General features: G+C 59.4%; 24 protein-coding genes. 5 read left to right on the top strand and 19 right to left on the bottom strand.

All coding sequences use genetic code 11. The features are described from left to right. Positions 1 to 2: 2 nt before the first annotated feature. The 3 genes from FPL22_RS01645 to FPL22_RS01635 all read right to left on the bottom strand — a co-directional run bounded on the left by FPL22_RS01645 (position 3) and on the right by FPL22_RS01635 (position 1,801). Positions 3 to 743, bottom strand: coding sequence for a class I SAM-dependent DNA methyltransferase (locus FPL22_RS01645; RefSeq protein ID WP_144228381.1), 741 nt, complete (start codon positions 741 to 743; stop codon positions 3 to 5). Next, positions 743 to 1,492, bottom strand: a complete 750-nt coding sequence (locus FPL22_RS01640) for a YkgJ family cysteine cluster protein (RefSeq protein ID WP_144228380.1) — start codon at positions 1,490 to 1,492, stop codon at positions 743 to 745. Before FPL22_RS01640 ends, FPL22_RS01645 begins: the two co-directional genes overlap by 1 nt. 153 nt (positions 1,493 to 1,645) lie before the next feature. Continuing rightward, positions 1,646 to 1,801, bottom strand: a complete 156-nt coding sequence (locus tag FPL22_RS01635) for a DUF3309 domain-containing protein (protein WP_144228379.1) — start codon at positions 1,799 to 1,801, stop codon at positions 1,646 to 1,648. A gap of 145 nt (positions 1,802 to 1,946) precedes the next feature. On the opposite strand from FPL22_RS01635, the gene FPL22_RS01630 reads away from it, so the two are divergent. Together FPL22_RS01630 and FPL22_RS01625 are read left to right on the top strand one after the other, a co-directional pair. Further along, positions 1,947 to 2,297, top strand: a complete 351-nt coding sequence (locus tag FPL22_RS01630) for a hypothetical protein (RefSeq protein ID WP_144228378.1) — start codon at positions 1,947 to 1,949, stop codon at positions 2,295 to 2,297. A 33-nt stretch (positions 2,298 to 2,330) separates the two neighbouring features. Continuing rightward, positions 2,331 to 3,140, top strand: coding sequence for a class I SAM-dependent methyltransferase (locus tag FPL22_RS01625; protein ID WP_144228377.1), 810 nt, complete (start codon positions 2,331 to 2,333; stop codon positions 3,138 to 3,140). Positions 3,141 to 3,172: 32 nt separating this feature from the next. Here FPL22_RS01625 and FPL22_RS01620 read toward each other — a convergent pair whose 3' ends face one another. After that, positions 3,173 to 5,518: a glycosyl hydrolase gene (locus tag FPL22_RS01620; protein WP_144228376.1), complete on the bottom strand. Its 2,346-nt coding sequence runs from the start codon at positions 5,516 to 5,518 to the stop codon at positions 3,173 to 3,175. A gap of 63 nt (positions 5,519 to 5,581) precedes the next feature. Continuing rightward, on the bottom strand, positions 5,582 to 6,859 hold the full coding sequence (locus FPL22_RS01615) for a glycoside hydrolase family 2 TIM barrel-domain containing protein (RefSeq protein ID WP_144228375.1): 1,278 nt from the start codon (positions 6,857 to 6,859) through the stop codon (positions 5,582 to 5,584). A 182-nt stretch (positions 6,860 to 7,041) separates the two neighbouring features. Between FPL22_RS01615 and FPL22_RS18060 the strand changes: the two genes are divergently transcribed. Continuing rightward, positions 7,042 to 7,167, top strand: a complete 126-nt coding sequence (locus FPL22_RS18060; protein ID WP_275263002.1) for a hypothetical protein — start codon at positions 7,042 to 7,044, stop codon at positions 7,165 to 7,167. Between the two features lie 55 nt (positions 7,168 to 7,222). Here FPL22_RS18060 and FPL22_RS01610 read toward each other — a convergent pair whose 3' ends face one another. Further along, positions 7,223 to 9,082 (bottom strand): ATP-binding protein, encoded by a 1,860-nt coding sequence (locus FPL22_RS01610; RefSeq protein WP_144228374.1) that lies wholly within the window; start codon positions 9,080 to 9,082, stop codon positions 7,223 to 7,225. A gap of 166 nt (positions 9,083 to 9,248) precedes the next feature. On the opposite strand from FPL22_RS01610, the gene FPL22_RS01605 reads away from it, so the two are divergent. Together FPL22_RS01605 and FPL22_RS01600 are read left to right on the top strand one after the other, a co-directional pair. After that, positions 9,249 to 9,698, top strand: a complete 450-nt coding sequence (locus FPL22_RS01605; protein ID WP_144228373.1) for a methylglyoxal synthase — start codon at positions 9,249 to 9,251, stop codon at positions 9,696 to 9,698. Positions 9,699 to 9,716: 18 nt separating this feature from the next. Continuing rightward, positions 9,717 to 10,397: a metal-dependent hydrolase gene (locus FPL22_RS01600; protein ID WP_144228372.1), complete on the top strand. Its 681-nt coding sequence runs from the start codon at positions 9,717 to 9,719 to the stop codon at positions 10,395 to 10,397. A gap of 90 nt (positions 10,398 to 10,487) precedes the next feature. Here the strand turns inward: FPL22_RS01600 and FPL22_RS01595 are convergent, their stop codons facing one another. The 13 genes from FPL22_RS01595 to FPL22_RS01535 form a co-directional block, all read right to left on the bottom strand. After that, entirely contained in the window at positions 10,488 to 11,681 is a 1,194-nt protein-coding gene (locus tag FPL22_RS01595; RefSeq protein WP_144228371.1) for a pyridoxal phosphate-dependent aminotransferase, read from the bottom strand. A gap of 108 nt (positions 11,682 to 11,789) precedes the next feature. After that, positions 11,790 to 12,113, bottom strand: a complete 324-nt coding sequence (locus FPL22_RS01590) for a ribbon-helix-helix domain-containing protein (RefSeq protein ID WP_144228370.1) — start codon at positions 12,111 to 12,113, stop codon at positions 11,790 to 11,792. 114 nt (positions 12,114 to 12,227) lie between these two features. Further along, positions 12,228 to 12,917 (bottom strand): HAD family hydrolase, encoded by a 690-nt coding sequence (locus FPL22_RS01585; RefSeq protein ID WP_144228369.1) that lies wholly within the window; start codon positions 12,915 to 12,917, stop codon positions 12,228 to 12,230. Beyond that, positions 12,914 to 13,825, bottom strand: a complete 912-nt coding sequence (locus FPL22_RS01580; protein WP_238991281.1) for a LolA-like protein — start codon at positions 13,823 to 13,825, stop codon at positions 12,914 to 12,916. Before FPL22_RS01580 ends, FPL22_RS01585 begins: the two co-directional genes overlap by 4 nt. 5 nt (positions 13,826 to 13,830) lie before the next feature. Beyond that, the gene (secG, locus tag FPL22_RS01575) at positions 13,831 to 14,235 is read right to left on the bottom strand and encodes a preprotein translocase subunit SecG (protein ID WP_144228368.1); all 405 of its coding nucleotides are present in this window, start codon (positions 14,233 to 14,235) and stop codon (positions 13,831 to 13,833) included. A gap of 90 nt (positions 14,236 to 14,325) precedes the next feature. Beyond that, a complete protein-coding gene (locus tag FPL22_RS01570) occupies positions 14,326 to 16,215 on the bottom strand; it encodes a SulP family inorganic anion transporter (RefSeq protein WP_144228367.1) in 1,890 nt (629 codons plus the stop codon). Positions 16,216 to 16,240: 25 nt separating this feature from the next. Beyond that, the gene (locus tag FPL22_RS01565) at positions 16,241 to 17,173 is read right to left on the bottom strand and encodes a ParB/RepB/Spo0J family partition protein (RefSeq protein ID WP_144228366.1); all 933 of its coding nucleotides are present in this window, start codon (positions 17,171 to 17,173) and stop codon (positions 16,241 to 16,243) included. Positions 17,174 to 17,177: 4 nt separating this feature from the next. Beyond that, positions 17,178 to 17,747 (bottom strand): LysM peptidoglycan-binding domain-containing protein, encoded by a 570-nt coding sequence (locus tag FPL22_RS01560; protein WP_144228365.1) that lies wholly within the window; start codon positions 17,745 to 17,747, stop codon positions 17,178 to 17,180. A gap of 40 nt (positions 17,748 to 17,787) precedes the next feature. Beyond that, a complete protein-coding gene (gene fmt, locus FPL22_RS01555; protein WP_144228364.1) occupies positions 17,788 to 18,807 on the bottom strand; it encodes a methionyl-tRNA formyltransferase in 1,020 nt (339 codons plus the stop codon). A 22-nt stretch (positions 18,808 to 18,829) separates the two neighbouring features. After that, positions 18,830 to 19,747 carry a hypothetical protein gene (locus FPL22_RS01550; RefSeq protein WP_144228363.1) on the bottom strand — a complete coding sequence of 306 codons (918 nt, stop codon included), beginning with the start codon at positions 19,745 to 19,747 and terminating at the stop codon, positions 18,830 to 18,832. Further along, complete coding sequence (gene der, locus FPL22_RS01545; protein ID WP_144228362.1) at positions 19,728 to 21,296, bottom strand: ribosome biogenesis GTPase Der; 1,569 nt, start codon at positions 21,294 to 21,296, stop codon at positions 19,728 to 19,730. The genes FPL22_RS01550 and der overlap by 20 nt, the downstream gene beginning before the upstream one ends. 108 nt (positions 21,297 to 21,404) lie before the next feature. Further along, entirely contained in the window at positions 21,405 to 22,586 is a 1,182-nt protein-coding gene (locus FPL22_RS01540; protein WP_144228361.1) for a pyridoxal phosphate-dependent aminotransferase, read from the bottom strand. A gap of 14 nt (positions 22,587 to 22,600) precedes the next feature. Then, a complete protein-coding gene (locus tag FPL22_RS01535; RefSeq protein WP_144228360.1) occupies positions 22,601 to 23,089 on the bottom strand; it encodes an Lrp/AsnC family transcriptional regulator in 489 nt (162 codons plus the stop codon). Between the last annotated feature and the right edge of the window lie 109 nt (positions 23,090 to 23,198).

Here is a 23,198-nt window from a genome sequence, read left to right as displayed (position 1 = left end):
GTTTATTTCTTCCGGCATACCAAGGCCACCTCGTGGACGCCTTCGGTATTCATCAGGCCGGCTGTAAACCTCAGCTTCTTCTGAAACAACATGCCCAGCGGCATGAACACGCGGTTATACCAACGCATCGCCTTCCGCCGGTGTTGAGTGAGCATGCGCACGCCATAATCCAACAACCACGAGTTGTTGGGCTGCATGCCGAACACCGCACTTTGCTCGACCACCAATCCGTGATCAGCCAGCAGTGCCTTCAATTCGCTCGGATCGTAGCGTCGCGCGTGCCCGACACACGCATCGAAGGTCGTCCAATGCTTCGTATGCAAAGGAATCGAACACAGCAGCACGCCTCCTTTTTTCAGCACACGCGTGAGCTCCGCAAAGACCCGCCGGTCGTCCTCCGCGTGCTCGATCACATCAAACGCCGCCACCAGATCAAACTGCTCTGCTTCGAACGTCAGCGCCGTAATCTGTCCCACCTTCGCCCGTCCGCCGAGCGCGGTCAGTTGTTTGACCGCCGTCTCACTGAGATCGACAAAATGTGTTCCCGTCACCGGCAGTCGCGGACGCAATCCCGGCCCTAATTCGAGTCGCATCGGCGCTTGCGGCAACAAGCCGGACACCAACGGCCACGTATTAAACCGTTCCGGCTGCTCGAGGTAAGTCTCGGCCCACAACGCTTCATAAAACTCACGGTTGATCGTGGTGAGATCCCGCGGAAGTGAGCCTGAACCGTCGACTGGCATTACTGAAAATAACCCTCGGAGCGCATCACGCCGGATTCTTCGTCATCACCCTCTTCCGAGGCCTCACGACACGAATCGGGAAACGCCGGCTGTCTTTGCACCCAGCGCACCGCGCACAAGCTGTCGGTAAGCGCTTCGTGCAACGCCGATCCAAAATCATACGCCTGCCCATCGTAACCCGCCTCGGCCACGGCCTGATCCATCGCGAGCATTACCGCAAACATGCGTCCGCGCACTCCAGGGATATACACGTCGATATCCTCGCGCCCGCTCGCAAAGTTCGCACGGCAGGCTTCGGCACTGTGACTGTGATGGGAGCGGCAGGCTTCCGGTCGCGCCGGATAAATCGAACAACTGCCTTCACGCAACAGCACGCACGGCTTGCGCATATTCATACGCTCGAAACTCGAACGTCCGGCGAACGCCTCGCGATGATTGGCGGTTTTGGCAATCAGCTCATCCAACTCCACGGGCGATGAATGGGTCTGCACATACTGCGCGGCGATCAACACTTCATGCGCCTGCACGCCCACCGGAACATGACAGCACGAATCGCAACCGGCGCGGCAAGCCACTGCGTCTTTGGCGGCGGATGGAGCGGTGTCGTAAGCGCGGTCAAATTCCTTATGTGTGCTCGTCAGCACGGACAGCAGATCGGCCGGATTGCGCGTCTTGCGCAGACGCTTAAGCACGGTGGCACCCGTTTTTTCAAACAACAGATCCTCTTCGGGTGAAAATGCGGCGCACATGGACCCGCCCAGCAAAACCCACCTCTGGAAACATACAAGAACGGTCACCGCTCGAAAACCAGGTGCCCGTGGCGCTCTCTCTAAAGCCACAAACAAAAAGCGGGTGAACCATGGGTTCACCCGCTTAAAGATCTATCTACGACTACGGGAAGATTACTTCCCGCCGCGCAAACCACCGGCAAGATAGACAATCAAGAGGATGAGCAGGATCAGGCCGATACCGCCGCCACCGATGGCAGGGCCGCCAAAATAAAAGCCGCCGCCGCCGAAAAGAAGCAAGAGAACGATGATCAGAAGTAGGGTGTTCATAAGCTAGAAGATAGCAGATTCCCCCAGCCGTTGAGTATCAGGCCGTTCCCCAGTCGCTAGCATAGGTATAAGCCCCATGGGGCTGCTTAACCCCGTTGTGACATAAACTCATTGTCATGGCTGCCCGAAGAAAAGACGCTCGCGAATGGATCCTAAAACCTCCCCTTGGCAAAAACGTTTTGAGCTCACCACGTGCAGTGCGTCTGAAATCGCCACCGCCGTGCCTCCGACCGCTCTGGGCGTCGCGGTCATCTACGCGCCAAGCGACTCCGGCGAGACCATCTATCTGGTGCTGGAATCGCGAGCGGGCAACTTGCGCGACTTCTGTCTGCGCCGTCTCCAAAACGCCAAAATCCCCGCCGGCACTCCGCTCACGGTTTCATTCAAAACCATGGCGCTTGCGGACAATTCTCCGGAAGCCGTCAGCGCCGTCTGCCGCGAGCAAGTGATTCTGGCCGGCGAACTCCGCCGCGAATTACGCCCAGCCATGCGCTAAGGTTCGAGCGTCTCACGAAGTCCCTGTCTCCACATGGATCACGTCACTGCAGGGAACTTTTGGAATGGTAACGCCGAGGCCTGGTCGAAACTGGCGCGTGCCGGTTACGACATTTACCGCGACCATCTCAACACTCCGGCATTCTTGGAAATGCTGCCGCCTGTGGACGGGTTGCACGGCATCGATATCGGTTGCGGAGAAGGCCACAATACGCGGCTGGTCGCGCGACGCGGCGCTACGATGACCGCGATCGACATCGCCCCGGTATTTATCCGTCACGCCCAAGCCGAAGAGACGCGTGCACCGCTCGGGATCACCTATCAAGAAGCCAGCGCGGTCCAACTGCCGTTTCCCGAGGCGTCCTTCGCCTTCGCCACGGCTTTCATGAGCCTGCATGACATCCCCGAACTCGATCAAGTGCTGGCCGAGGCGTTCCGTGTGCTACAGCCCGGCGGTTTCCTGCAGTTCTCCATTCTGCATCCGTGTTTCAACCCACCGCATCGCCGCAACTGCCGTGACGAGGATCGCATCACCTACGCCATCGAGGTCGGCGATTACTTCGTCGATGCCCGCGGCCGGATCGATGAATGGATCTTCGGCGCCGCTCCCAAGGCCATCAGCGATCGTCTGCCAAAATTTAAAGTGCCCCGCTTTCACCGCCCCATCAGCGAGTGGTTCAACCTGATCGTGGCCGCCGGTTTCTCACTCGAGCGCGTGTCCGAACCCTGTCCGTCCGCCGAAACCGTTCTCGCCCACCCTACGCTGCAAGACGCCCAGGTCGCCGCGTATTTTCTGCACGTGCGGGTGCGTAAACCGGCGTCACTTGGGCAGGCAAATCCATAAACGTTCCCACCTGATCCGACGCCAACGGCGACCTACGGCGCGGGATCGAGGCGGTTTACCGTCGTCAGTTTACGCGGTGCGGCGACGAACGTGCCGATGACTTTTCCGGCCTTGGAAACCTGGACCGTGATCGGCTGGTTTTTCGGGTTGTAAGCGGCAAAGGTGGCGAGCTTGGTGCGCTCGTTGTAATAAACCGAGGAGGTCGGAATGTTCATGCGAACATCAAACTGACGCCGGCCGAGTTTACGGTAAGCGTGTGCCTGATAGTAAGTGGTGCCCGAGGCATCGTGAGCGGTCACATTTTTGGAGCCCATCGCCCACAGACGGTCGAACTCGACGACGGCGTAATCGTTGTCCACGAGCGCAGCCACCGCGAGCATCACGCTCCCCAGATCGCCCATCCGCGCGAGATCATCGCTGCCCTCCTTGGCTTTTCGCGCCACCAACATCGTGTGATAAAGTTCACGCGCATGAACCGCGTTACGCGCGAGAAAGTCCAGCCCCGGACATTGCGGGAGCGTTTGAATCGCGTAGATCCACGCAGGATCACCGGTAAAATACGTGCCGTAGACCTGGCCACCCGACCAGAGCACACCGATGACCGGATGCTGGTAATTGGGCGAAAACACATCGCCGTGCGTATTGAACCAATACTCCATCGTGGCACGGGATTCCATGGCATAGCCCATCGCGGCGGCGGAGGTCATCTCCGGATCTTCCATCATCAGCCCCAGATAAAACATCCCGATCCACGACTGCACCGCCTCCGAGGTCGACTCCTGGTTGTTTCCGCCCGGCGAACCGGTGCCTCCCGCCCAGGAATGTCCGGCCCAGATATCAAAGGTGCGAAACAGCGGGAACCGCGTGTCCGCCCGATCCCAGTTGGCATATTGCTTCGCCACAAGCCGGAGCATCTCACCGTAATCCTTCAAAAATGCCGGATCTTCCATTCCGAGCAGTGCCCCGGCGTAGGTGAAATAACCGTAGTGAAAATGCTGGTCGTTGAAACGCTCGGAGCCGTAGCTCCCATTGAAACCGATTAACGCACGCCAGTTCGAATACTTCGCAAAATAATGCTCGGTTTCTCCCGGAGTATACGTGAGCCAATCAGCCATCGATTTTTTGGCCGACGCCAGCAAAGCCGGATAAGCCGGATCTTTCAGTTCACGCGCCATCTGCAGGTATTGGGTGAAGCGCGTGAGATCTTTCCCGCCCCAGTAGGTGTCTTTCCCATACTTCGTTTTCTGGGCGCAATTCGCGAGCAGACCCGCCATGCGCGCCGGATCATAATCATTGGGCAGTCCGAGTTTCGACGGCGGCGGGAGAAACGGCAGAATCCCCTCGAAGTCATAGGTGATACTGAACGCGTTGCCGATGGAGGTCTTCATCGCACCGCGTGGCGTCAGATAAACCGGCCCTTCCAGTTTAAGCGCATGCTTCGTGTCGCGCCAGTGATGAGCGAGCCAGCCCTGCAACACGGTGTCCGGACTACCGGCGACCAGCGGTTCCGTCTTCACCGTCCAAGTCGTGGTTACCTTTCCCTTGTCCCTGTCAAAGTCCCAACCAATACGACTGTCGCGAGGAATCGAATACGCGGTCCTGGCAAACAGCGGCAGGTCTTCCGGTGCAGACAATGCGCCGACAGTCAGAAATGCTCGCGCGCCGGCTGAAAAATTCAATCTCAGGCCCTCAGCGTCGCGAGTGACCTGGGATCCCGGCGTAAAAAACAACCCATAGGTTCGTCCGGAAGCGGTGACCACCAGACGATTTCCCGTGAAAGGAAAAACCGCAGCCCCTCCGCGCTCGTCCATAAAAACGGCGTCCTCTCCGGGACGCAGATTGAGATCCACGCCCTTCGATTCGATCCATACGCAAGGCAGGCCCTCGCCCACCGTGATATCGAGGTAACGCGCCTCGGTCTGCGGCAGACGAAACGACAGCGTCCAATCGCCCCAGTTTTTAACGAGCAACGAACGGGTTTGAAAATCAACACCCTCGATCCTGAAAAGATCATTCCTCGACTTGCTCTTCAGTTCGCCTTTCTCGTTCCACTCCTTTGGAAAAAACAACTCCAATCCGGTTTCCTTCGGCGATACACGCAGCGGATATGTCCAGAGTTCACCGGATGGTTTCCCCTCCAACAAATGCGTCCAATATTTATTGGTGGGTATTGCACGATCGAGAGACGGATCCACCAGCGGGAAGGATCTTCGGATCATCTCTGCGGCATCTTTTCCGGAATCGGGGGGCGGCTCGGAGGCATACGAGCCCTTGCCCACCGAAACAATCTCGGGGGCCGCGATCAGAGCCAGCGGAGCTACCGGAACTATCCAGCCAATGACTACACCCAACCGCCATACAAGGACGCGTGTTAACATGGAGAAATGAAGCTGGCGCGTTTCCAACAACGAGCGCAGGCCGCGCGTCGGAGCACGAATTGATTAGCGGGTTACCTTGATCGGCGCAGAGGCAATGGCCGCGGATTTGTAAGGATTATGAACGTGGCAATAGAGCCGGTAGACGCCGGGCTCCGTCGGCAGTTTAATCTCAACCGAAGTCAGTCCGTTTTTAACAATGCCCGCCGAATGATCCGCGGTCGCCTTGGCTCCGGTGCCGGTCAGGTCATAGTTGGCCATTTCCTTCATAAACGACCAGGTGATGGTGAGCGCCGCATTCTGCGGGTCCGAGGTCGTGACCGATGCCCGCAAGTTCGTGCCGCCCTTGGCTTGGTCAGACGTCAGGATCTTTATCGGCGATATCACCGGACACCGGTATTTGGACGGTTTACCCGACCACAGCTCGGTCAGTGCGTCCACGCCGGCAAGCTTCGCGTTATCCGGCAAAAACAAACCATACCACGTCGCCGTGGCCTCGCGTTTGAAACCCCAGGTGAATGCGTAAGAGCCGAGGCAGATACCGGGCTGGCCGAGCACCGACTTTTCATAAATCGAACGATAGGAGGCGGCCTTTTCCGTGCTGGTGAGCTCATTGGCCGCGCCAAAGGCGTTGCGGCCGATTTCCCAGGTTCCGGGCGGACCGTATTCGGTAATCACATACGGCTTGCCCACGCCGGCTTTGCGGTAGCGTTCTCCGATGGACGGACCGCCTCCATAGGTGTTGATGCCCACGATATCGATGTCGGGACAATACTTCTTGATGTTGTCCAAAGTCGGTCCGCCGATCTCCGCGATCACCGTCATGGTGGGATGATCCGGATCGGTTTTCTTCACCATCGCCGCAAGCTCCTGAATGGCTTTCCACAACTCAGGTGTGTTGCGGCCATGCGATTCCATTTCGTTGCCAATACTCCAGCACAGCAGCGCGGGATGGTTTTTATACTTCAGGACCGCCTTGCGATTTTCTTCGATGCCTCGACGGATTCCCTCCGGATTATCACCGAGCCAGATGCCCAGCGTAACGGTAAGCCCGTTTTTCCTGGCTTCCTCGAGCTCCGCCGCAGTTGTGTCGCCCACGCCCCACGTGCGAAACGAGTTTCCGCCCGACTGGGCCAGCACGTCCTTGGGACCACCGCCACCACCACCCTTGATAAAAAAGGGCTTTCCGTCGCGCACGAGCTGCCAGCCTGAACCGGCTTTGACGAGCTCAGTCCGCCCGGGACCGGCTTGGATAAAAGGACAAAAAGCCGCGGCCAGCGCAGCGATTAACACGAAACGAGTGCCGCGAAACCGCGCGCAACCAACACGAATCAGGGTATGCATAGGGGTAGGAATTAAACTGGATTCAAGGGAGTGTTATTTATGCAATTAAATGCAACTAAATAAAATCCGGGATCGTTTCGTCCGCCACCGGAATTTCTTTTTCGAAATGCCTTATCTCAGCATCTCGATTTCTGATTTGCCCGCGCCGGTATTTTCGACGGCCATATGTCATGGGCAAATACATGCCATCGAAAAAAGATCTCAAGGCCACGCAGCGCTATCATCAGAAGCAACTGCTTCCGAAATCCAACTTCAAGAAGACGCCGACCACGCCTCCTCCGGCGGCTCCGCAGAACAAGGAAAAGTAACCGGGCTTCGCCCGGCTGCACGGCCGCGCTCAACTGACTCCGCCGTTTCGGCTTATCAGACTCGACGCACACCCGATGCTTCCTCGGCCCGCACGAAGGGCCTCAGTGCCTGCTGCAGTCCGGAAAGTTTGACCGGCTTGGACAGAAAATCGTTCATGCCGGCTTCCATGCACCGCGCCCGTTCTTCGGGCAGTGCGGCTGCCGTCAGCGCAATGATCGGAATCGTCGCCGCTTTGTCGCCCCACGAGCGGATACAGCGCGTCGCTTCCCACCCGTCGAGGTTGGGCATGTGGCAATCCATCAAAATCACGTCGGGCAGCGGTCCTTTCTTCAACGCCGCCAAGGCCTCCACTCCGTCCACGGCCACGCTATGCGTGCAGCCAAGCGCCGTCAGCTGGGCCCCCAGAATTTTAAGGTTCATGGCATTGTCCTCCACAACCAGCACGCTCAGGCCGAGGCGGACAACCTGCGGGGCCGGCACGTCCAATTCACCTTCCGCCGCGGTGATCACGCCAAAAGGAACGGTGAAATAAAACACGGACCCCACGCCCGGTGAACTCTCCACTTCGATACGACCGCCCATCATTCCTACGATCCGCGAACTGATCGCGAGTCCCAGTCCGGTGCCGCCATAGCGCCTCGTGGTGGACGAATCCGCCTGGGTGAAACGCTCGAAAAGCCGGTTCATGGCGAACTCATCCATGCCGATGCCGGTGTCACGCACCTCGAAACGAATTTGCGCCACCGACGCATGACTTCCGGCCTGCGTGACCGTGATGCGCACATCACCGCCAGACGGCGTGAACTTGATGGCATTCGACAGAAGATTGAGCAGCACCTGACGCAGGCGAAACCCGTCGCCCTGCAAATACGGCGGGACATCCACGCCCAGCACACACTCGATGCGCATTCCTCCCTGCGCCGCCTTCGGAGCCAGCAGCGTCACGCAATCCGTCACGAGTGCCGGCACCTCCACCGGCTGCGCTTCCAATGAAAACTGTCCGGATTCAATTTTTGAAAAATCCAGAATATCGCTGAGTTGTTTGAGCAACAGTTCTCCGGACTCCGCGATGAGCCGCACGTGCTCCGCAGCCTCCGGAGAAAGATCATCGCGACGCCGCAGGAGATCCGAGGACGCGATGATGCCGTTGAGCGGCGTGCGGATTTCGTGACTCATGTTGGCAAGGAAATCGCCCTTTGCCCGCGAGGCTTCGTTGGCAAGTTCCGTAGCCGTCTCCAATTCATAGGTGCGTTCCGCCACCAGACGTCCGAGGTTTTCATTGGTCGCCCGCGTCTCACGCAACGACTCTTCACTCCGACGATGGGCGGTTTCGATCATACGGACCAACGCCATGCCCAAAATAAAAACGAGCCCCAGAGAAATCAACCCGTCGCGAAGCAACGTGGTGGCCGCGAACCGCATTGAGCCCTCGATGGTGTCTAATTGCAGCTGGGTGAAATGAAACGAGACCTGACTCGATACCGTGATCACCAAGATCCCGAGCGCGACCATGCGCGTGGCAAAAACCAAGGAGAGCAGCATGAACACCACCCCAAACAGAAACATCAAAATAGCCGCCGATAGTGGCTGCTGGTAAGCAGGGACCAGTAACGAGATCAGATGCACCGGCAGAACCGTGGCCAGCACGAGGCAGTTTCCCGCCAGCTCCGGGCGTCCCTTGCGTATCCATCGCAGGGACATCACCGCAGCCACACCCATGCAAAGATTAAAAACGACGCGTAGGCCGACGAAAGGGGGTGGATCGATGATGAACTTCGCCGTATTCAGCGGGATCAAAAACAGCAGAAGGATGCTGAAGCCCGCCAGCAGCCGGGCCTTCACGCCAAAAAAATAAGTCCGATCACGATAGGTGAAAGCGAGCCTATCAAAGTAGGTGGCGAAAGGACGATACATGCCGGGACGATCTGGACATTAGTAATTCTCATCCGCGCCGCACCACCATTTTTACAGTTTTTTGAAAGCGGCAATCATCTGGCATTTAAACCCGCTTTTGTGACGCCCCGCTTTCTTGCCAATCGAACGCCACAGCCACCATCTAAGCATACCCAAACGGTTCACCATGTCCTCCACTGACAACACTCTCGTCGCCCTCCCCTCCCGCAAGCGCATCGCCTTGGTCGCCCATGATCACATGAAGGAAGCGTTGCTCACGTGGGCGCGGGCTCATCGTGACGCGCTGTCCCGGCACGAACTGTCGGGCACGGGCACGACCGGCGGACTGATTGCCGATGCGCTCGGACTGCCTGTGCACCAGTTTCTGAGCGGACCAATCGGTGGTGATCAACAGATCGGCGCAGCCATCGCCGAGGGCCGGATCGACTTGCTGATTTTCTTTTGGGATCCGCTGGCCGCCCAACCTCACGATCCGGATGTCAAAGCACTGCTGCGCCTCACCGTTCTCTGGAACATCCCGTGCGCCATGAATGCCGCCACCGCAGATTTCCTGTTTAGTTCTCCTTGGCTGGATACCGATTACACCCGTGCGAACCGCTTTCCCGCCAAGCGATAGACTCCCGCCTCTCACCCCATGAAAATCACCTACTACGGCCATTCGTGCTTCCTCATCGAGACCTCGTCCGCGCGCCTGATCATCGATCCGTTTCTCACCGAAAATCCGCAGGCTCCGCTGAAAGCCGAAGACGTGCGCTGTGACTATGTATTGATCACCCACGGCCACGAGGATCACACCGGTGACGCGCTCGCCGTCGCCAAGGCCAACAACGCCACCCTCATCGCCAACTACGAAATCGCCGAATACTTCGGCGCGCAGGGCGTAAAATCCCACGGTATGAATCCAGGCGGTTCGTTCCGGTTCCCGTTTGGTCGCGTAAAGCTCACCATCGCGCATCATTCCTCTTCGATCAACGCCGGCCTCAACCCGCTCTACATGGGCACCGCCTGCGGCATCATTATCGAGGCCGACGAGCGGCGGATTTACCACGCGGGCGACACCGCGCTCTTCCTCGATATGCAGCTCATCGCCAAGGGCGGTCTAGACCTCGCCATCGTGCCCATCGGCGATAACTTCACCATGGGACCCGAGGATGCGCTCGACGCACTGGATCTGCTCAAGCCCCGCCTGGCCATTCCTGTTCACTACAACACTTGGCCGCCGATCGCACAGGATGCAGCCGCCTTCGCGCTCGCGGCCGCCCGCCGTGGTCACACGGTCAACGCCGTGCCTCCGGGCGGCACGCTTGATATTTAAAACAACTCGGGTAGCCGGACACAAAAAACCGCAGAGGCACGAACGCCTCTGCGGTCAACAACACGCGAACCGTTTCGCACAGTTGGCCGGTTACTTCTTCAGCGTAGCGCAGAACTTCGCCAGACGGCTGACGCCCTTGGCGATGATTTCGTCGCTGGTGGCGTAACTGAGGCGCAGATAACCCTCGGCGCCAAACGCGCTGCCGGGGACGGCCGCGACCTTCTCGGCCTCGAGCAGACGCGAGCAGAAATCCACCGAGCTCAAGCCGAAGCTGGAGATGTTCGGGAAGAGATAAAACGCGCCTTCGGCCAGGAGACACTTGATGCCGGGAATCTTGTTCAATTCGGAATGCAGGAACTTACGGCGGCGATCAAAGGCGACCAGCATCGTCTTCAAAGCGGCATCGGTCTTTTCCTTTTCCTTCAGCGCGGCGACGGCGCCGTATTGGGCGAAAGTCGTGGCGTTGGAGGTCATCTGGCTTTGCAGCTCGGAGATGGCCTTGGCGATGTGCGGAGGTGCGACGGTGGTGCCCAGACGCCAGCCGGTCATAGCGTAGGTCTTGGCAAAGCCGGAAACGATGATCGTGCGATCAAACGCTTCCTTACTGAAAGTCGCAGGGCTGTAGTGCTTCGCGCCATCATAGGTGAGATGCTCGTAGATCTCGTCCGACATGATGTAGAGATTGTGCTTCAACGCGACGGCGGTGAGCGCTTCCAACTCCGGCTTGGTATAAACCGCGCCCGTCGGATTGGACGGGGAATTGATGATCAGCAGGCGGGTCTTGGGCGTGATCGCGGCCTCGAGCTGGGCAGGCGTGAGCTTGAAGCCCGTGGAATCGTCGGCGAGGACCAGCTTCGGCACGGCACCGGCGAGCTTTACCATTTCCGGATAGCTCACCCAGAACGGCGCAGGAATGATGACTTCGTCACCGGGCGAGCAGGTCGCCAGGATCGTGAGGTAACAGGAGAACTTGCCACCCGGGGAAACGATGAACTGCGACGGGGCATACTTCAGCCCGTAGTCGGCGAGATACTTGTCGGCCAAGGCCTGGCGCAACGGCTCGATGCCGGGCGTGGGCGCATACTTGGTCTTGCCGGACTTCAAGGCGGCGATGCACGCGTCCTTGATGTGTTCGGGCGTATCAAAATCGGGCTCGCCGGCGGCGAACCCGCAGACGTCCTCGCCGGCGGCGGCGAGTGCCTTGGCCTTGGCATCGACCGCGAGGGTCGGCGAAGGCGAAACATTAAGGGCCCAGGACGAAAGCGGAGCAGGTGCTTGGCTCATGGATAGATCGTTAGAACAAAAAATGTGGACACAAGAAAGGCAAGCCCCGCGCATGGCGGAAACTTGCCTGTGAAAACGAGAGCGAAGCGTCGAAGCGCTCCGCCCGGATTATTTCTTACCCTTCTTGGCGGTGGCCTTGGCGGGCAGCGCTTCGATGGCGACGCGGAGGAGTTCGCCGACGCTCACGCGCTTTTTCTTGGCGGCCTTCACGAGGGCGACCTTGGTCGGGCCGGGGAGACGCACGGAGATCTGACGGTGCTCGGAAGCATCGGACTCGTAGCGGTCGAGGTTGAACTCACCGATAGCCAGACGAACAACTTCGCTGGTGGATTTGAAGCCGAGCTTCTTGCGGTGAGTTTCGATTTTCGCGATCAGCGAAACCGGGAGATCGAAGGTAAGCGGAGCGGGGGTCGGGGCGGATTTTTTGGCCATGTGTAAGTGGGGCTGGATACTGACTTAATGACGGGGAAACCTATGAATTACGAATGCCTGTCACTTTTTTCTGAGCAACGCTAAATTTACGTGAATGCGACAATGAGCAGAAATTTATTCTTTTACGGGGCTGATTTCACTCTCGATACGCGCATAAGCCTCGGCCGGCGTATCCACATTGCACCACGCAAGGGCAACTACCGACGCCTCGGCTTTGCGTCCGTGCGAGATCAACACCGTGCGCACCCCGGCCTCGGCGCCACCCAGCACATCCGCGTCGGCATCGCCGGCATAAAGCGCTTCCTCGGGCCGAACATCCAGACGAGTGAGGATTTCCACCAGGCCCGCAGGGTGCGGTTTGTGCGTGGGCAGATCATCACCACACACCACGACACTAAAAAACTCACCCAGCTGATGGGCTGAAAAAATCGCCTGCGTCGTGTGCCGATCACGCCCCGTCCAAATCGCCAGTTTGAAGCCTCGCGCGCGCAAGCTTTCCAACCAGGTGCGCATGCCGCCAAACGGTTGAACCAGCGCACCGTTTTCAAAGCCAAAACTATCCAGGCGTCGCATGGCCTCGGCGGCTTTGACCGCGTCTCCCGTCAACTCCAGAAACGTGCGTTCGGGTGGTCCGCCCAAGCGTTGAAAAATCCCGTCGATATCCAGATCGGGACGAAACGGCGCGAGCGCATGAGCAAACGCCTGCAGCACCATCGGCATCGAATCAATCAACGTGCCATCGAGATCAAAGATGACCGCACGAACACCGGAGCCTGTTTTCATCGCAGGACCGAGTGCGCTCATGGCCCGAGACGACGGATGCGATTCGCCGGCGGCGGAGTCACGGCTTCGGCCAGATTCGACGCTTCGAAAAGCATGCCCGAAAAATCCAGGCCCATCGCTGCGCCCGTGACCACAAATTGGGTTTTGTTGCGCGTCGTCTCGTCGCGCAGATCGATGACCTTCACCATCCACTGATCGTCGATTTTTTTCAGATCGAGCACGGTGATGGATTTGAGGACGCGTTCCTCGGCACCAATTTGCTGCGCCTGGACCAGCGCACCAAATTGCGTATCCAAATACACGCGCACCCCCGTCAGCTCAGGCTTCAAAGCCACGATGTCGGCCGGCGGATAAAGCAGGAAGACATGCGCAGGACGTCCGCGCACCGGAGCGAGTCCTTCAAAAACAAAATCGCCCCAATACAGAAACGGCATCTGCAGATCGAAAGCCGTGAGATCGGTGCCGGCCAGCGGAGCAAACAACGCCGATGCATCCAAGGCTCCGGCTTTCGTGATGGCACCGGTTAAAGGTGCGACCCAGACAGAACCTTGGGCGCCGTTTTGCACGAGCAGACGTCGTGCGGACGTGTCATCGACGGCAGGAAGTTCCACCCGGGAAACCGGACCGATTTCGTTGCGACCGCCCCAGAGCCGTCCGCCTGAGATCACCCGCGTGTCACCCCGACGCGGGAGCACTCGCAGATCGAACTCCAAGTAATAATCGCCGGATGGACCGAGCTTGCGGAAATCCTCCAGAATTTTCCGGCCTTCGGCTTGGTCGGGCGCTTTAAACTGAATGTAGCGGGCCGGCGGACGATAGCGGCGGGATTGCGCCTCAACCTCGTGAGGAAGCGCGGCGCAGAAAACAACAAGGCAGGCGAGCAAGCCCGCCTGCCTTGAAAAAATCGTCCGGATGGACGCGAGTTGCACGCTGATCAGGGTTTGGCGGCTTCGGACGGAGCGGCAGTAGCGGCAGCCGGGAGCGTCACCGCAGGGGCTTCCGCGGGAGCGGCGGTGGTCGTCTGCTCAACAGCGGGCGTGGTAGCAGCAGGAGCCGCGATCGCGGGCAGCTGGCCCTCGGTGCTCTTGTGGTGCTTCGAGACGTAGATGTGGCTCAAATAGAGGCCAAACGTGAGCACGAAGAAGATGACGGCGGCGTTGATCGTGGCCTTGGTGAGGACGTTGCCGGTATCGGCGCCGAAGGCGGCCTCGGTAGCTCCACCACCGAGCGTGGCGCCCATACCACCGTCGGTCTTGGCCTTCTGGGCCAGCACCACGAGGACGAGAAACACGGAAACCAATATGAGAACGAACGTGAAAATGCCGATGAGGATGGACATGATGTAAAGGGTCAGAGAGCCGCACGGCGGCGCAGTTGTCAATCGCGGGGAGCCAAGGCCTGAAAGGCCCCCTGCCCCGCCCCGAAAATATCAAATTTGATAATCGCCGGGTTTGTCGTGATCGCCCCGGCGAATCGGCGTGGGGCTTTCCGCTCCCGTGGAGTTTTCGCGGTTGCGATCGTAAAAAATACGCACACCCGCCGACGGTGCCGAGCCGACCTGCTGGAGCAGCTGTGAGGCGCGCAACAACGCCCGCTTGGTGCTCATCGTGAGATTGGCCTCGGCCGGGAAAATGTTATCCGCGCCGATCTGTTTGCGGGCCCCACTCTTTCGCAGCACGCGCTCCACGTCGGGATTGATGCCACTGATCAACAAATGCCGTCCCGTTTTACTTAAATAATCGTGCAACTGCAGCAGTGACATGACCGAGGTCGCATCGAGATGCCGCGCGTTTTTCATGCGCAGGATGACGATCTTGATCCCATCGTCATCGGCCAGCAACCGGACCTGTTCCTGAAAGAGATCGGCCGCGCCAAAAAACAACTCGCCCTCGACGTGCACGATGGAAATGGCGGAATTCCCGCGCGTTTGGTTTTCATCGATCTCCGCCAGCTGGCCCTGCTCATTGAAACCGTATTCCACCAGCGAAGGCGCGCTCGCTTTACGCAGAAAGAGCGCGAGCGACACACCCACACCCACGTAAATTGCGGTGTCGAGCTTGAGGAAGAACGTCGCGCACAACGTCACTGCAAACACGATCGCATCCGAACGCGTCGAGTGCCACGAGATGCGGATCTGCTCGCGATTAATCATCTTCAGACCGATGCGGATCAGATGCGCCGCCAGTGCGGGCACTGGAATGAAATTGATCAGCGGCGCCACGAAAAACAGCGCCCCCAGCACGATCAGGCTGCTCAGCAAGGCCGAGACCTGCGTGCGAGCACCACTGTGGAGATTGGCCGCCGACCGCGCGAAAGACGCCGAGCCGGGCATCGCACCGAAGAAGCTGTTGGCGATATTGGCCGAACCCATCGCGACCAGTTCTTGATTGGTATCGAGCCGCTGGCCGGATTGCGAAGCGAGGGTTTTGGAAATCGAGACCGCCTCCAACATTCCGAGAATCGCGATCGCCAGCGCCGCACTCATGAGCGGCGGCACCACCGCCCACTCGGACCCTCCGAACGGCATGCCCATGAACGAGGGCAACGCCGCCGCCAGCGCGCCCTCATCGCCGATGGTCCGGATGCCCAACTCCTGCAAATTGAAGTGCTGCGTGAACAGCGAGAGCACGATCAAGCCGATTAATTCCGCCGGTAATTTGGGTAAGAAATGTTCGATCGCCCAGAACAGCAGAAGCGTGAGGACGCCCATGCAGATCGGAAAGGGATTGAACTGAAAATGCACGATGTGCGTGAAGGCTCCGACCAGAGCTTCGAAAAAGCTTCCGTGCCCCGCCGCCAAGCCGAGCAAATGCGGCACCTGCCCCGCGACGAGTAGCAACCCGATTCCCGTGCCATACGCGATGATCACCGAGCGCGAGATGAACTGCGTCAGTTTCCCCATCTGCGCGAGTCCCGCGACGACTTGAAAAACACCGATCAACAACGCCAGCACCAGCGCCAGATCAGCCGGCGTAAGACTGCCTCCACTGAGTGAATACAACGTCGCCGCCAGGATGATGCTGATCGAATTGGTCGGTCCGAAAACCAGATGACGCGAGGAACTGAACAGCGCGCAGACGAATCCGCCCACCACCACCGACATGATCACCATGAGCGGCGGCAATCCCGCGATCAGCGCGAAACCGATCGCCTGAGGAATCGAAACCAGTGAAACGGTCGATCCCGCCAGGAAGTCGGCTTTCAGCTTGGCCCACGAATAGGTCTTTAGTTCTTCACCCAGCGGGAAACGCTCGCGCAACCATTTCCGGGAATGCTTTTGGATCTGATCCAAAGCTCCGGGGGCTGGCGATGCTTCCATGTCCGTAGATTAAAACCCCCTGCGCTCAGGCCTCAACACCCAGCTTCTCCAGAATGCGCTGCAAGTCGTCGTTACCCGCATAGGCGATCACGATCTTGCCCTTCTTGGGCGTATGCTGAAGCGCGACGCGGGCACCGAGATGCGATGTAAGTTTTTTCTCGATACCGGACACCGCCGCGGCGTCACCGGCGGAGAGCTTGCGCGCCGAGGCGCTTTGCACTGACGGAGCGGGCGCACCGGCTTTTTTGGCCTGCACCAGTTTCTCGGTGGCGCGGACGCTGAGGCCTTCCTCGATCACGCGGCGGGCGACCACCGCGCGCTGCGCAGGCTCTTCAACCCCGAGCAGCACCTTCGCATGGCCCACGGAAAGCGTTCCCTTGGAAACGTAGCCCTGAAGCTCCGCATCGAGCGAAAGCAGACGCAGTGAGTTGGCCACGCTTGCGCGACCTTTGCCCACGCGCTCGGAGGCGGCTTCCTGGGTAAGATCAAAGTCACGGATCAAGCTCGCGTAGCCATAGGCTTCTTCGAGCGGGTTAAGGCCTTCACGCTGGAGATTCTCGATCAGGCCGAGGGCGGCCGCGGAAGCGTTGCTGGCTTCCACCAAACGCGCGGGGATCGTCTTGATCTTAAGCAATTGGAACGCACGCCAGCGGCGTTCGCCGGCGATGAGCTCAAATTTATCACCCTTCTTACGCAGCACGATCGGCTGCAACAGGCCTTCGCTGCGAATGCTCTCGGCCAGCTCGGAGAGCTGCTCGGGCGAAATCTCGCGACGCGCCTGATAAGGGCTCGGCACGATCAGGCTCACAGTCACCTCGGCAAAACCGGGTGCCGGAGGAATGGCCGCGGACGGAGCCGGCGTGGCGGCGATGGCGGTGGCCGCAGGTTTGGCGGGCGTGGCGCCGGCGATGAGACCACTGATGCCACGACCGAGACGGGATTTAGGAGCTGCGCACATGGGATTATTTGCCTCCGGGAATGAAGAGGATGTCGCCGACACGCACCTTGGTGGGATCGGCGATTTTATTGGCGTTGATGATATCGGAAAGTTTGGCGCCGGTGTTGCGCGAGATGGTGGAGAGCGTGTCGCCCTTTTGGACCGTGTAGCTGATGCCCTCTGAAGGAAAACTTTCGCTGAAGGTCGTTTGCACGGGTGCACGGGCGGCTTGTCCCTTGGCCAGCGAATCGAGGGCGATGTTGGTGGCGTCGCCGAGTTTTTTGATCTGCGCGGCGGCGCTGGCGGCGGTCGCGGCATCACCGGCTTTGATCGCCTGGTTCAGATCAGCTACCGCGGCGTTGAGCTGCTGCACGGTGGCCGAAGTCGGCAACTGGGCGGAGCTGGCGGCGACCTGTTTGGCCAGTGATTCGTTTTGGCGTTCAAGCTCTTCGATCTTGAGTGAAAGCGAGCCGACTTTTTGGTTCAGCAGGCGAACGTCTTCACGCATATTAGCCAGTTCGGAGCCGACCGATTGGGCGCGCACCGTGATTGAAAGCAGGGCGAGGCCGACGCCCCAGAGGAATGGTTTCAACATGAACAAAGACGTTGCGGAACTTTTCCGGCGAAAACAAGAGCTAGCCTTGCACGGTTTTTTTATACGGAAACGGGGTCGCGGCAACCAACGGCGGCAGTGCGACGGATGGAAGCACCGTGCCGGCCGCAATCGGTGAACCGCGCAGGAACTCCGGAGCGCCGAGCATCTTACCACCCGGCTTCTGCAAACGCAGGCACCGCAACACGCCGTTCCCCGTCGCCACGAGCAACCCTTCCCCATCCGCGCCCAGCACCGTGCCAGCCGGTTTGTCACTTATTAAGTTACAAATGGCCTCGGCACGGGGCACGTCAGCGAGGCCGATTTTAACGGGTTGGCCGGAGACTTCGACGCTGCAGGCCGGCCAGGGAAAAAGACCGTTGATGCGCGCGGCCAGCACGGTGGCAGGGACGTTAAAATCGAGTGCGCCGTCATCCTTCACCATGCGCCGGCAAAAGGTGGCGGCAGCGTGCTCCTGTTCGACGAATATTAACTCTCCGGAGGCGAGCTTCGGCAGGGTGCGCACGAGCAGAGGCACGCAGGCGGCGGACAGTTTTAACTCAATATCGAGAGCGGTGTCGCGCGGTGCGATCGCCACGCGCTCGAGGTCGGCCACCGGGCCGGCATCGAGCTGGCGCACGATACGCATCAGCGAAACCCCGGTCTCCTTCTCACTATTGGCAATGGAGGTCTGGATCGGTGAAGCGCCGCGATATTTCGGGAGCAGCGATGCGTGCAGGTTCAACGTGCCGAGGCGCGGCGTGTCGATGAAGTCCTGCTTCAGGATGTGCCCGTAAGCCATGACTAGGGACACATCGGCATTCAGCGAAACGAGCTGTGCCCGGACGTCCTCAGTGATTTTCTCCGGTTGGTAAACAGGCAACCCGCGCGCCAATGCCCAAGTCTTGATGCCGTTGGCCGTGATTTTTTGTCCACGACCGACCGGGCGATCCGGCTGCGTGAACACCGCGATGACCCGGGCGACGGCACTTCCCTCGCCCGCCAGCCAGTCGAGCAGCGGCAGGGCGATGGGATCGGAGCCGAGGAAAACGATATTCAACATCAGACGGCGCGCGGTGCTTAACTTACTTCAGCGTCTTGATCCACTTGCCGACGACCGCCGCGAGCTCGGCGAAAGCAGCATCGGTCGACGGCTTCTTCAAACCGTCGAATACGCCCCAGTGCTCGGTGTGCGTGACCGACTCGCCGGGAGCGAGCTTCACGAGCGGACTGAGTGTCTCGAACTCAATCATCTCACCGTTGGTGAACGCCTCGAATGCGCATCCAAGATCCGGATACACCGCACCCTTGATCACCGGCGCGTATTTCACAAAGGTGACGCCTTCGACCCAATACGCGGACCAGCCGGGATAATTGGTGATGCCGAATTTTTGAGCGACCTTCGCCTTCGGCACGTCGATGCCGATGAACTCGCGATGCATATTCCACAGCGGCAGCGAGAGATCGGTGTAGGACCAGGGAACCAACGAATACGATGGCAGCAGGTCGCCGTCCGCATGGTTGCCTTTCGGCAGCAACGGGAGAACGCCGTAACCGCCGCCGCGCAGCATCGTGAGCGCCCAAGCGGCTGTCTCGATCGTCCACAGACCGTGATTGGTGAGCGCGTGCGTGACTTTCACCGTGCGCTCGCCCTGCACTTCGAGCTTCATCGCCTTTTGCAGACCGGTTTTTTCCTCGGTCTGCTGGGCAAGCGCGACGCCGTTCTTGAGCGGCTTCACAGCAAGCGGCTCGTCATCGGGCTGGTAGGTGCGAACGATGTCCTCGGGCGAATGCCAGAGGCGATGGCCGCCGCGCAGATAGTAGCCGTGATAACGAGGTTCGTCGGCGGGCATCTCCAGGAAGAGATTGCCGGCCTTCTTACCTTCGAGGGATTTGAAAGTGACGACGCGCGGCCCGACGTCGGTGGTAACCGCCAGGGAAATCGCCTTGGTGGACAACACGACGGCTTCGCCGCCACGGAAATCAGTCTTCGAGTGTTTCATGCTTAAAGTCGTCGGCCGCGGCGGCATCTTCGCCTTCTTTCCACTTGGGAACGTGCGCCTCGGGATGCTCTTCCTTAAAGATCAGGCCGGCTTTCTTGGCCTTGCCCGAATACGCAGTGCCAGGCTCGTGCTTTTCCTTGCCGACGAGCTCGAAGTAGATCGGACAGCCGTTCAATTCGAACGCATCGACGAGGCCGGCCTCGAGGTAGCGGCGATACTGTTCGGTGAGCTTTTCTTCGCGGTTGCAGAAAATCTTGATGCGGAACGGGCGGTTGCCGGTCTGCAACGCGTAGTAAGCGCGGAAACGTTTGCCACCGATGGCGGGCGGAGGCGTGCGTTCGGTGAGATAGTTGATCGTCTTGTTCAACTTCGCCGTGGGCATCTTCGTATCGAGGATACGGTTCAGCTGCACCGCGGCATTGAGCATGCGGTCCACCTCGTAGCCCGACATGGCGGATGCAAAAATCACCGGAGCGCCCGGCGTGAAGAACAGGCTGTCGAAGATGGAGCGTTCGTATTTTTTGCGGTAGTCGCGCTCGCTGTCGAAACCGTGAATCGCGGCCTCGGGCGCACAGTTCGGGTCTTCGCCTTTCTTGAACGCATCGCGAACAACGTCCCATTTATTAACGACGATAACGATGGGCTTGCGCTCCTTGACGGCCTCACCGGCGATCGCCTTGTCCTGCTGGGTGACGCCGTCGATGGCGTCGAGCACGAGGAAAACGACATCGGTTTCCTTGATCGCGTCGAGCGAGCGAAGGCGGGAGAAATATTCGACGGGCGAAGCGAGCTTCGTCTGGGTTTTGATACCGGCGGTATCGATCAGGCGGAACGGATACATCTTGCCGTTGCGGCCCTTGAATTCGAAGGGAAGCGAGATGGCGTCACGCGTGGTGCCCGGGACATCGCTCACGATCAGGCGGTCGCTGCGAAGCAGACGATTGCTGAGGGAGGATTTACCGACGTTCGGACGACCGATGAAGCACACGCAAAGCGGGTCGGCGGAGGTCTTGGGTCCGGTCGCCTCTTCCACCTCGGGGACCGTGCCAATGCGTTTGAGAATCTCTTCGCGCAGGTAGCTCTCGGAGCGACCGTGCTCGGCGGATACGCGGAGAGGTTCGCCGAGACCGAGGCGGTAGGCTTCGGCGAGATCGACTTTGTCGTCATCGAAGTCGGCTTTGTTGACGACGAGGAGCACGTCCTTCTTCGATTTGCGCAACATGCGCGCGATCGTCATGTCGAGCGCGGTGAGGCCTTCGAGGCCGTCGATCACGAACAGGATCAACTGGGCTGTTTCGATAGCGAAATCGACCTGTGTCTCGGAGGCGCGGGTGAGCGCGGCGAGGCTGAGGTTGCCATCGTCGCCCTTGAAGCCGAGACCGCCGGTATCGAGCAAGGTGTAGCCGCCGTCTTCGATATCGGCCGAGATGACGTCCCGGGTGACACCCGGCTGGTCGTGAACGATGGAGATGCGCTTCCGCGCGAGCCGGTTAAAGAGGCGGCTCTTGCCGACATTGGGTCGGCCGACGATGACGACGGTGCGGTTCATGGTTATATAAAAGCTAAGGAATAAAGCCCGGACGCCTCAGAGCCCAGCCTATAAATCAACGGGTCGCAAGCGCTGCCATCTCCGGACAACGCTTGCGGACAAGGCGGTTTATTTTTTCGCTCCCTGAACAAACTTCTCCATGCGGTCGCAGGCGATCACGAGTTGCTCGTAACCGGTGGCGAAACACGCGCGGACGTGGCCGGTGCCATTGACGCCAAACGCCGTTCCCGGGATGACCGCGACCTTCTGCTCCTTGAGCAGGCCAATCGCGAACTCCTTCTCGGTCATGCCAATACCCTGGGTGCTGGGAAACGCGTAAAAACTGCCGCGCGGCGAGTGACAAGTGAGGCCGATCTCGTTGAAGCGGCGGACAATCAAGTCGCGACGACGGTGATACTGATCACGCATTTCGCAGACATCGTCCCAACCGTTATTGAGGGCTTCAAGCGCGGCTTCCTGTGCGATGATCGAGGCGCACATCATGGAATATTGGTGCACCTTCATCATCGCGTCGATGAGCACCTCGGGGCCGCAAGCGTAGCCGATGCGCCAGCCGGTCATCGCGAAGGCCTTCGAGAAACCGTGGAGGAAAATCGTGCGATCCTGCATGCCTGGCAGACTGGCAATGCTGGTGTGCGTGCCATCGAAGGTAAGCTCGGAGTAGATTTCGTCGCTCAACACCAGCAGGTCCTTCTCGCGGCAGAATGCGGCGATGGCCTCAAGTTGCGTGCGATCACAGGTGCCACCCGTGGGATTACACGGGAGGTTGAGCATGAGAATCTTGCAGCCCGGCACCCACGCGGCGCGCAGGGCCTCGGCGGTCAGCGCAAAGTTATCCTTGGCATAGGTCGGCACCGCGACGCCCTCGGCGTGCACCAGGGAAATACTCGGATGATAGGACACGTAGCACGGCTGGTGATACATGACCTTGTCGCCCGGATTGCAGAAGGCGCGGAACGCCAGATCGAGCGCCTCGGAGACGCCGACCGTGATGATGATCTGGTCCTCAGGACGGTAGTTTACGCCGAAGTGTTCGGTCACGTAGGTCGCGACCGCGCGACGCAACTCGGGCATGCCGAGGTTGGACGTGTAGTAGGTTTTGCCCTCTTCGAGCGCAGTGATGGCGGCTTTGCGCACATGCCACGGCGTCACAAAATCAGGTTCGCCCACGCCGAGCGAAATCACGTCCTGGCCCTTCATCTTGGCCACGAGCTCAAAGAAATCACGAATGCCGCTCCTCGGTAGCGCCGCCACATGGCCCGCCACCCAGCGGTTGCTGGTAGTGCTCATTGGGGTGGATCAGCTCAAGGGCTGACGTTGAGGCGATCGCTGGAGCCTTCGCTACCCGCGAGCAGGAAGCCGCCTTCCTTGTAAGAACGCAGCAGGAAGTGGGTGCTCGTCGAAAGCACGCCGCCGAGGGTTGAAAGTTTTTCCGACACGAAGGACGCGGCCTTCTGAAGCGTCGGTGCATTGACGAAGACCAGCAGGTCGAAACCGCCTGACATGAGGTAACAGGACTCGACCTCGTCGAACTTGGCGAGGCGTTGCGCAAGGTTGTTAAAGCCGCCGCCGCGCTCGGGCGTGAGCTTGACCTCGATCACGGCGCGCACGGCTGCACCCGCTGCCGCATCACGCGAGAGATCGAGCACCGGACGCCAGCCGAGGAAGATTTTATCTTTTTTCAGCTGCTCCAGGTGCTGTTCGACTTCGGCGACAGTGATGCTCGCCACTTGCGCCATTTGCGCAGTCGTGAGTCGTCCACCTTCGAGCAACAGCTTGAGAACAGGGTTCATGGGAGCGAAAGATTCACAGAATAAGGAACGCGGAATCGACACAATTCTGCACCCTGCCCGCCCGCTTCGTTTGCCCGGACTTGGAAATTAGCGTCGATTCGCGTCCATT

It is taken from the genome of Rariglobus hedericola (genome assembly GCF_007559335.1).
Lineage (GTDB): Bacteria > Verrucomicrobiota > Verrucomicrobiia > Opitutales > Opitutaceae > Rariglobus > Rariglobus hedericola.
The sequence above is the reverse complement of the archived record's forward strand: the minus strand, read 5'-3'. Positions and strand labels throughout refer to the sequence as shown.

Coding starts and splice junctions, on each gene's coding strand:
- FPL22_RS01595 (WP_144228371.1), bottom strand. CDS start 11,681: ATGAGCCAAGCACCTGCTCCGCTTTCGTCCTGGGCCCTTAATGTTTCG.
- FPL22_RS01645 (WP_144228381.1), bottom strand. CDS start 743: ATGCCAGTCGACGGTTCAGGCTCACTTCCGCGGGATCTCACCACGATC.
- FPL22_RS01550 (WP_144228363.1), bottom strand. CDS start 19,747: ATGAAACACTCGAAGACTGATTTCCGTGGCGGCGAAGCCGTCGTGTTG.
- FPL22_RS01620 (WP_144228376.1), bottom strand. CDS start 5,518: ATGTTAACACGCGTCCTTGTATGGCGGTTGGGTGTAGTCATTGGCTGG.
- FPL22_RS01605 (WP_144228373.1), top strand. CDS start 9,249: ATGTCCTCCACTGACAACACTCTCGTCGCCCTCCCCTCCCGCAAGCGC.
- FPL22_RS01585 (WP_144228369.1), bottom strand. CDS start 12,917: ATGAGCGCACTCGGTCCTGCGATGAAAACAGGCTCCGGTGTTCGTGCG.
- der (WP_144228362.1), bottom strand. CDS start 21,296: ATGAACCGCACCGTCGTCATCGTCGGCCGACCCAATGTCGGCAAGAGC.
- FPL22_RS01630 (WP_144228378.1), top strand. CDS start 1,947: ATGGATCCTAAAACCTCCCCTTGGCAAAAACGTTTTGAGCTCACCACG.
- FPL22_RS01625 (WP_144228377.1), top strand. CDS start 2,331: ATGGATCACGTCACTGCAGGGAACTTTTGGAATGGTAACGCCGAGGCC.
- FPL22_RS01535 (WP_144228360.1), bottom strand. CDS start 23,089: ATGAACCCTGTTCTCAAGCTGTTGCTCGAAGGTGGACGACTCACGACT.
- FPL22_RS01565 (WP_144228366.1), bottom strand. CDS start 17,173: ATGTGCGCAGCTCCTAAATCCCGTCTCGGTCGTGGCATCAGTGGTCTC.
- FPL22_RS01600 (WP_144228372.1), top strand. CDS start 9,717: ATGAAAATCACCTACTACGGCCATTCGTGCTTCCTCATCGAGACCTCG.
- FPL22_RS01640 (WP_144228380.1), bottom strand. CDS start 1,492: ATGTGCGCCGCATTTTCACCCGAAGAGGATCTGTTGTTTGAAAAAACG.
- FPL22_RS01610 (WP_144228374.1), bottom strand. CDS start 9,082: ATGTATCGTCCTTTCGCCACCTACTTTGATAGGCTCGCTTTCACCTAT.
- FPL22_RS01540 (WP_144228361.1), bottom strand. CDS start 22,586: ATGAGCACTACCAGCAACCGCTGGGTGGCGGGCCATGTGGCGGCGCTA.
- FPL22_RS01635 (WP_144228379.1), bottom strand. CDS start 1,801: ATGAACACCCTACTTCTGATCATCGTTCTCTTGCTTCTTTTCGGCGGC.
- FPL22_RS01615 (WP_144228375.1), bottom strand. CDS start 6,859: ATGCATACCCTGATTCGTGTTGGTTGCGCGCGGTTTCGCGGCACTCGT.
- FPL22_RS01590 (WP_144228370.1), bottom strand. CDS start 12,113: ATGGCCAAAAAATCCGCCCCGACCCCCGCTCCGCTTACCTTCGATCTC.
- FPL22_RS01570 (WP_144228367.1), bottom strand. CDS start 16,215: ATGGAAGCATCGCCAGCCCCCGGAGCTTTGGATCAGATCCAAAAGCAT.
- FPL22_RS18060 (WP_275263002.1), top strand. CDS start 7,042: ATGCCATCGAAAAAAGATCTCAAGGCCACGCAGCGCTATCATCAGAAG.
- FPL22_RS01560 (WP_144228365.1), bottom strand. CDS start 17,747: ATGTTGAAACCATTCCTCTGGGGCGTCGGCCTCGCCCTGCTTTCAATC.
- fmt (WP_144228364.1), bottom strand. CDS start 18,807: ATGTTGAATATCGTTTTCCTCGGCTCCGATCCCATCGCCCTGCCGCTG.
- secG (WP_144228368.1), bottom strand. CDS start 14,235: ATGTCCATCCTCATCGGCATTTTCACGTTCGTTCTCATATTGGTTTCC.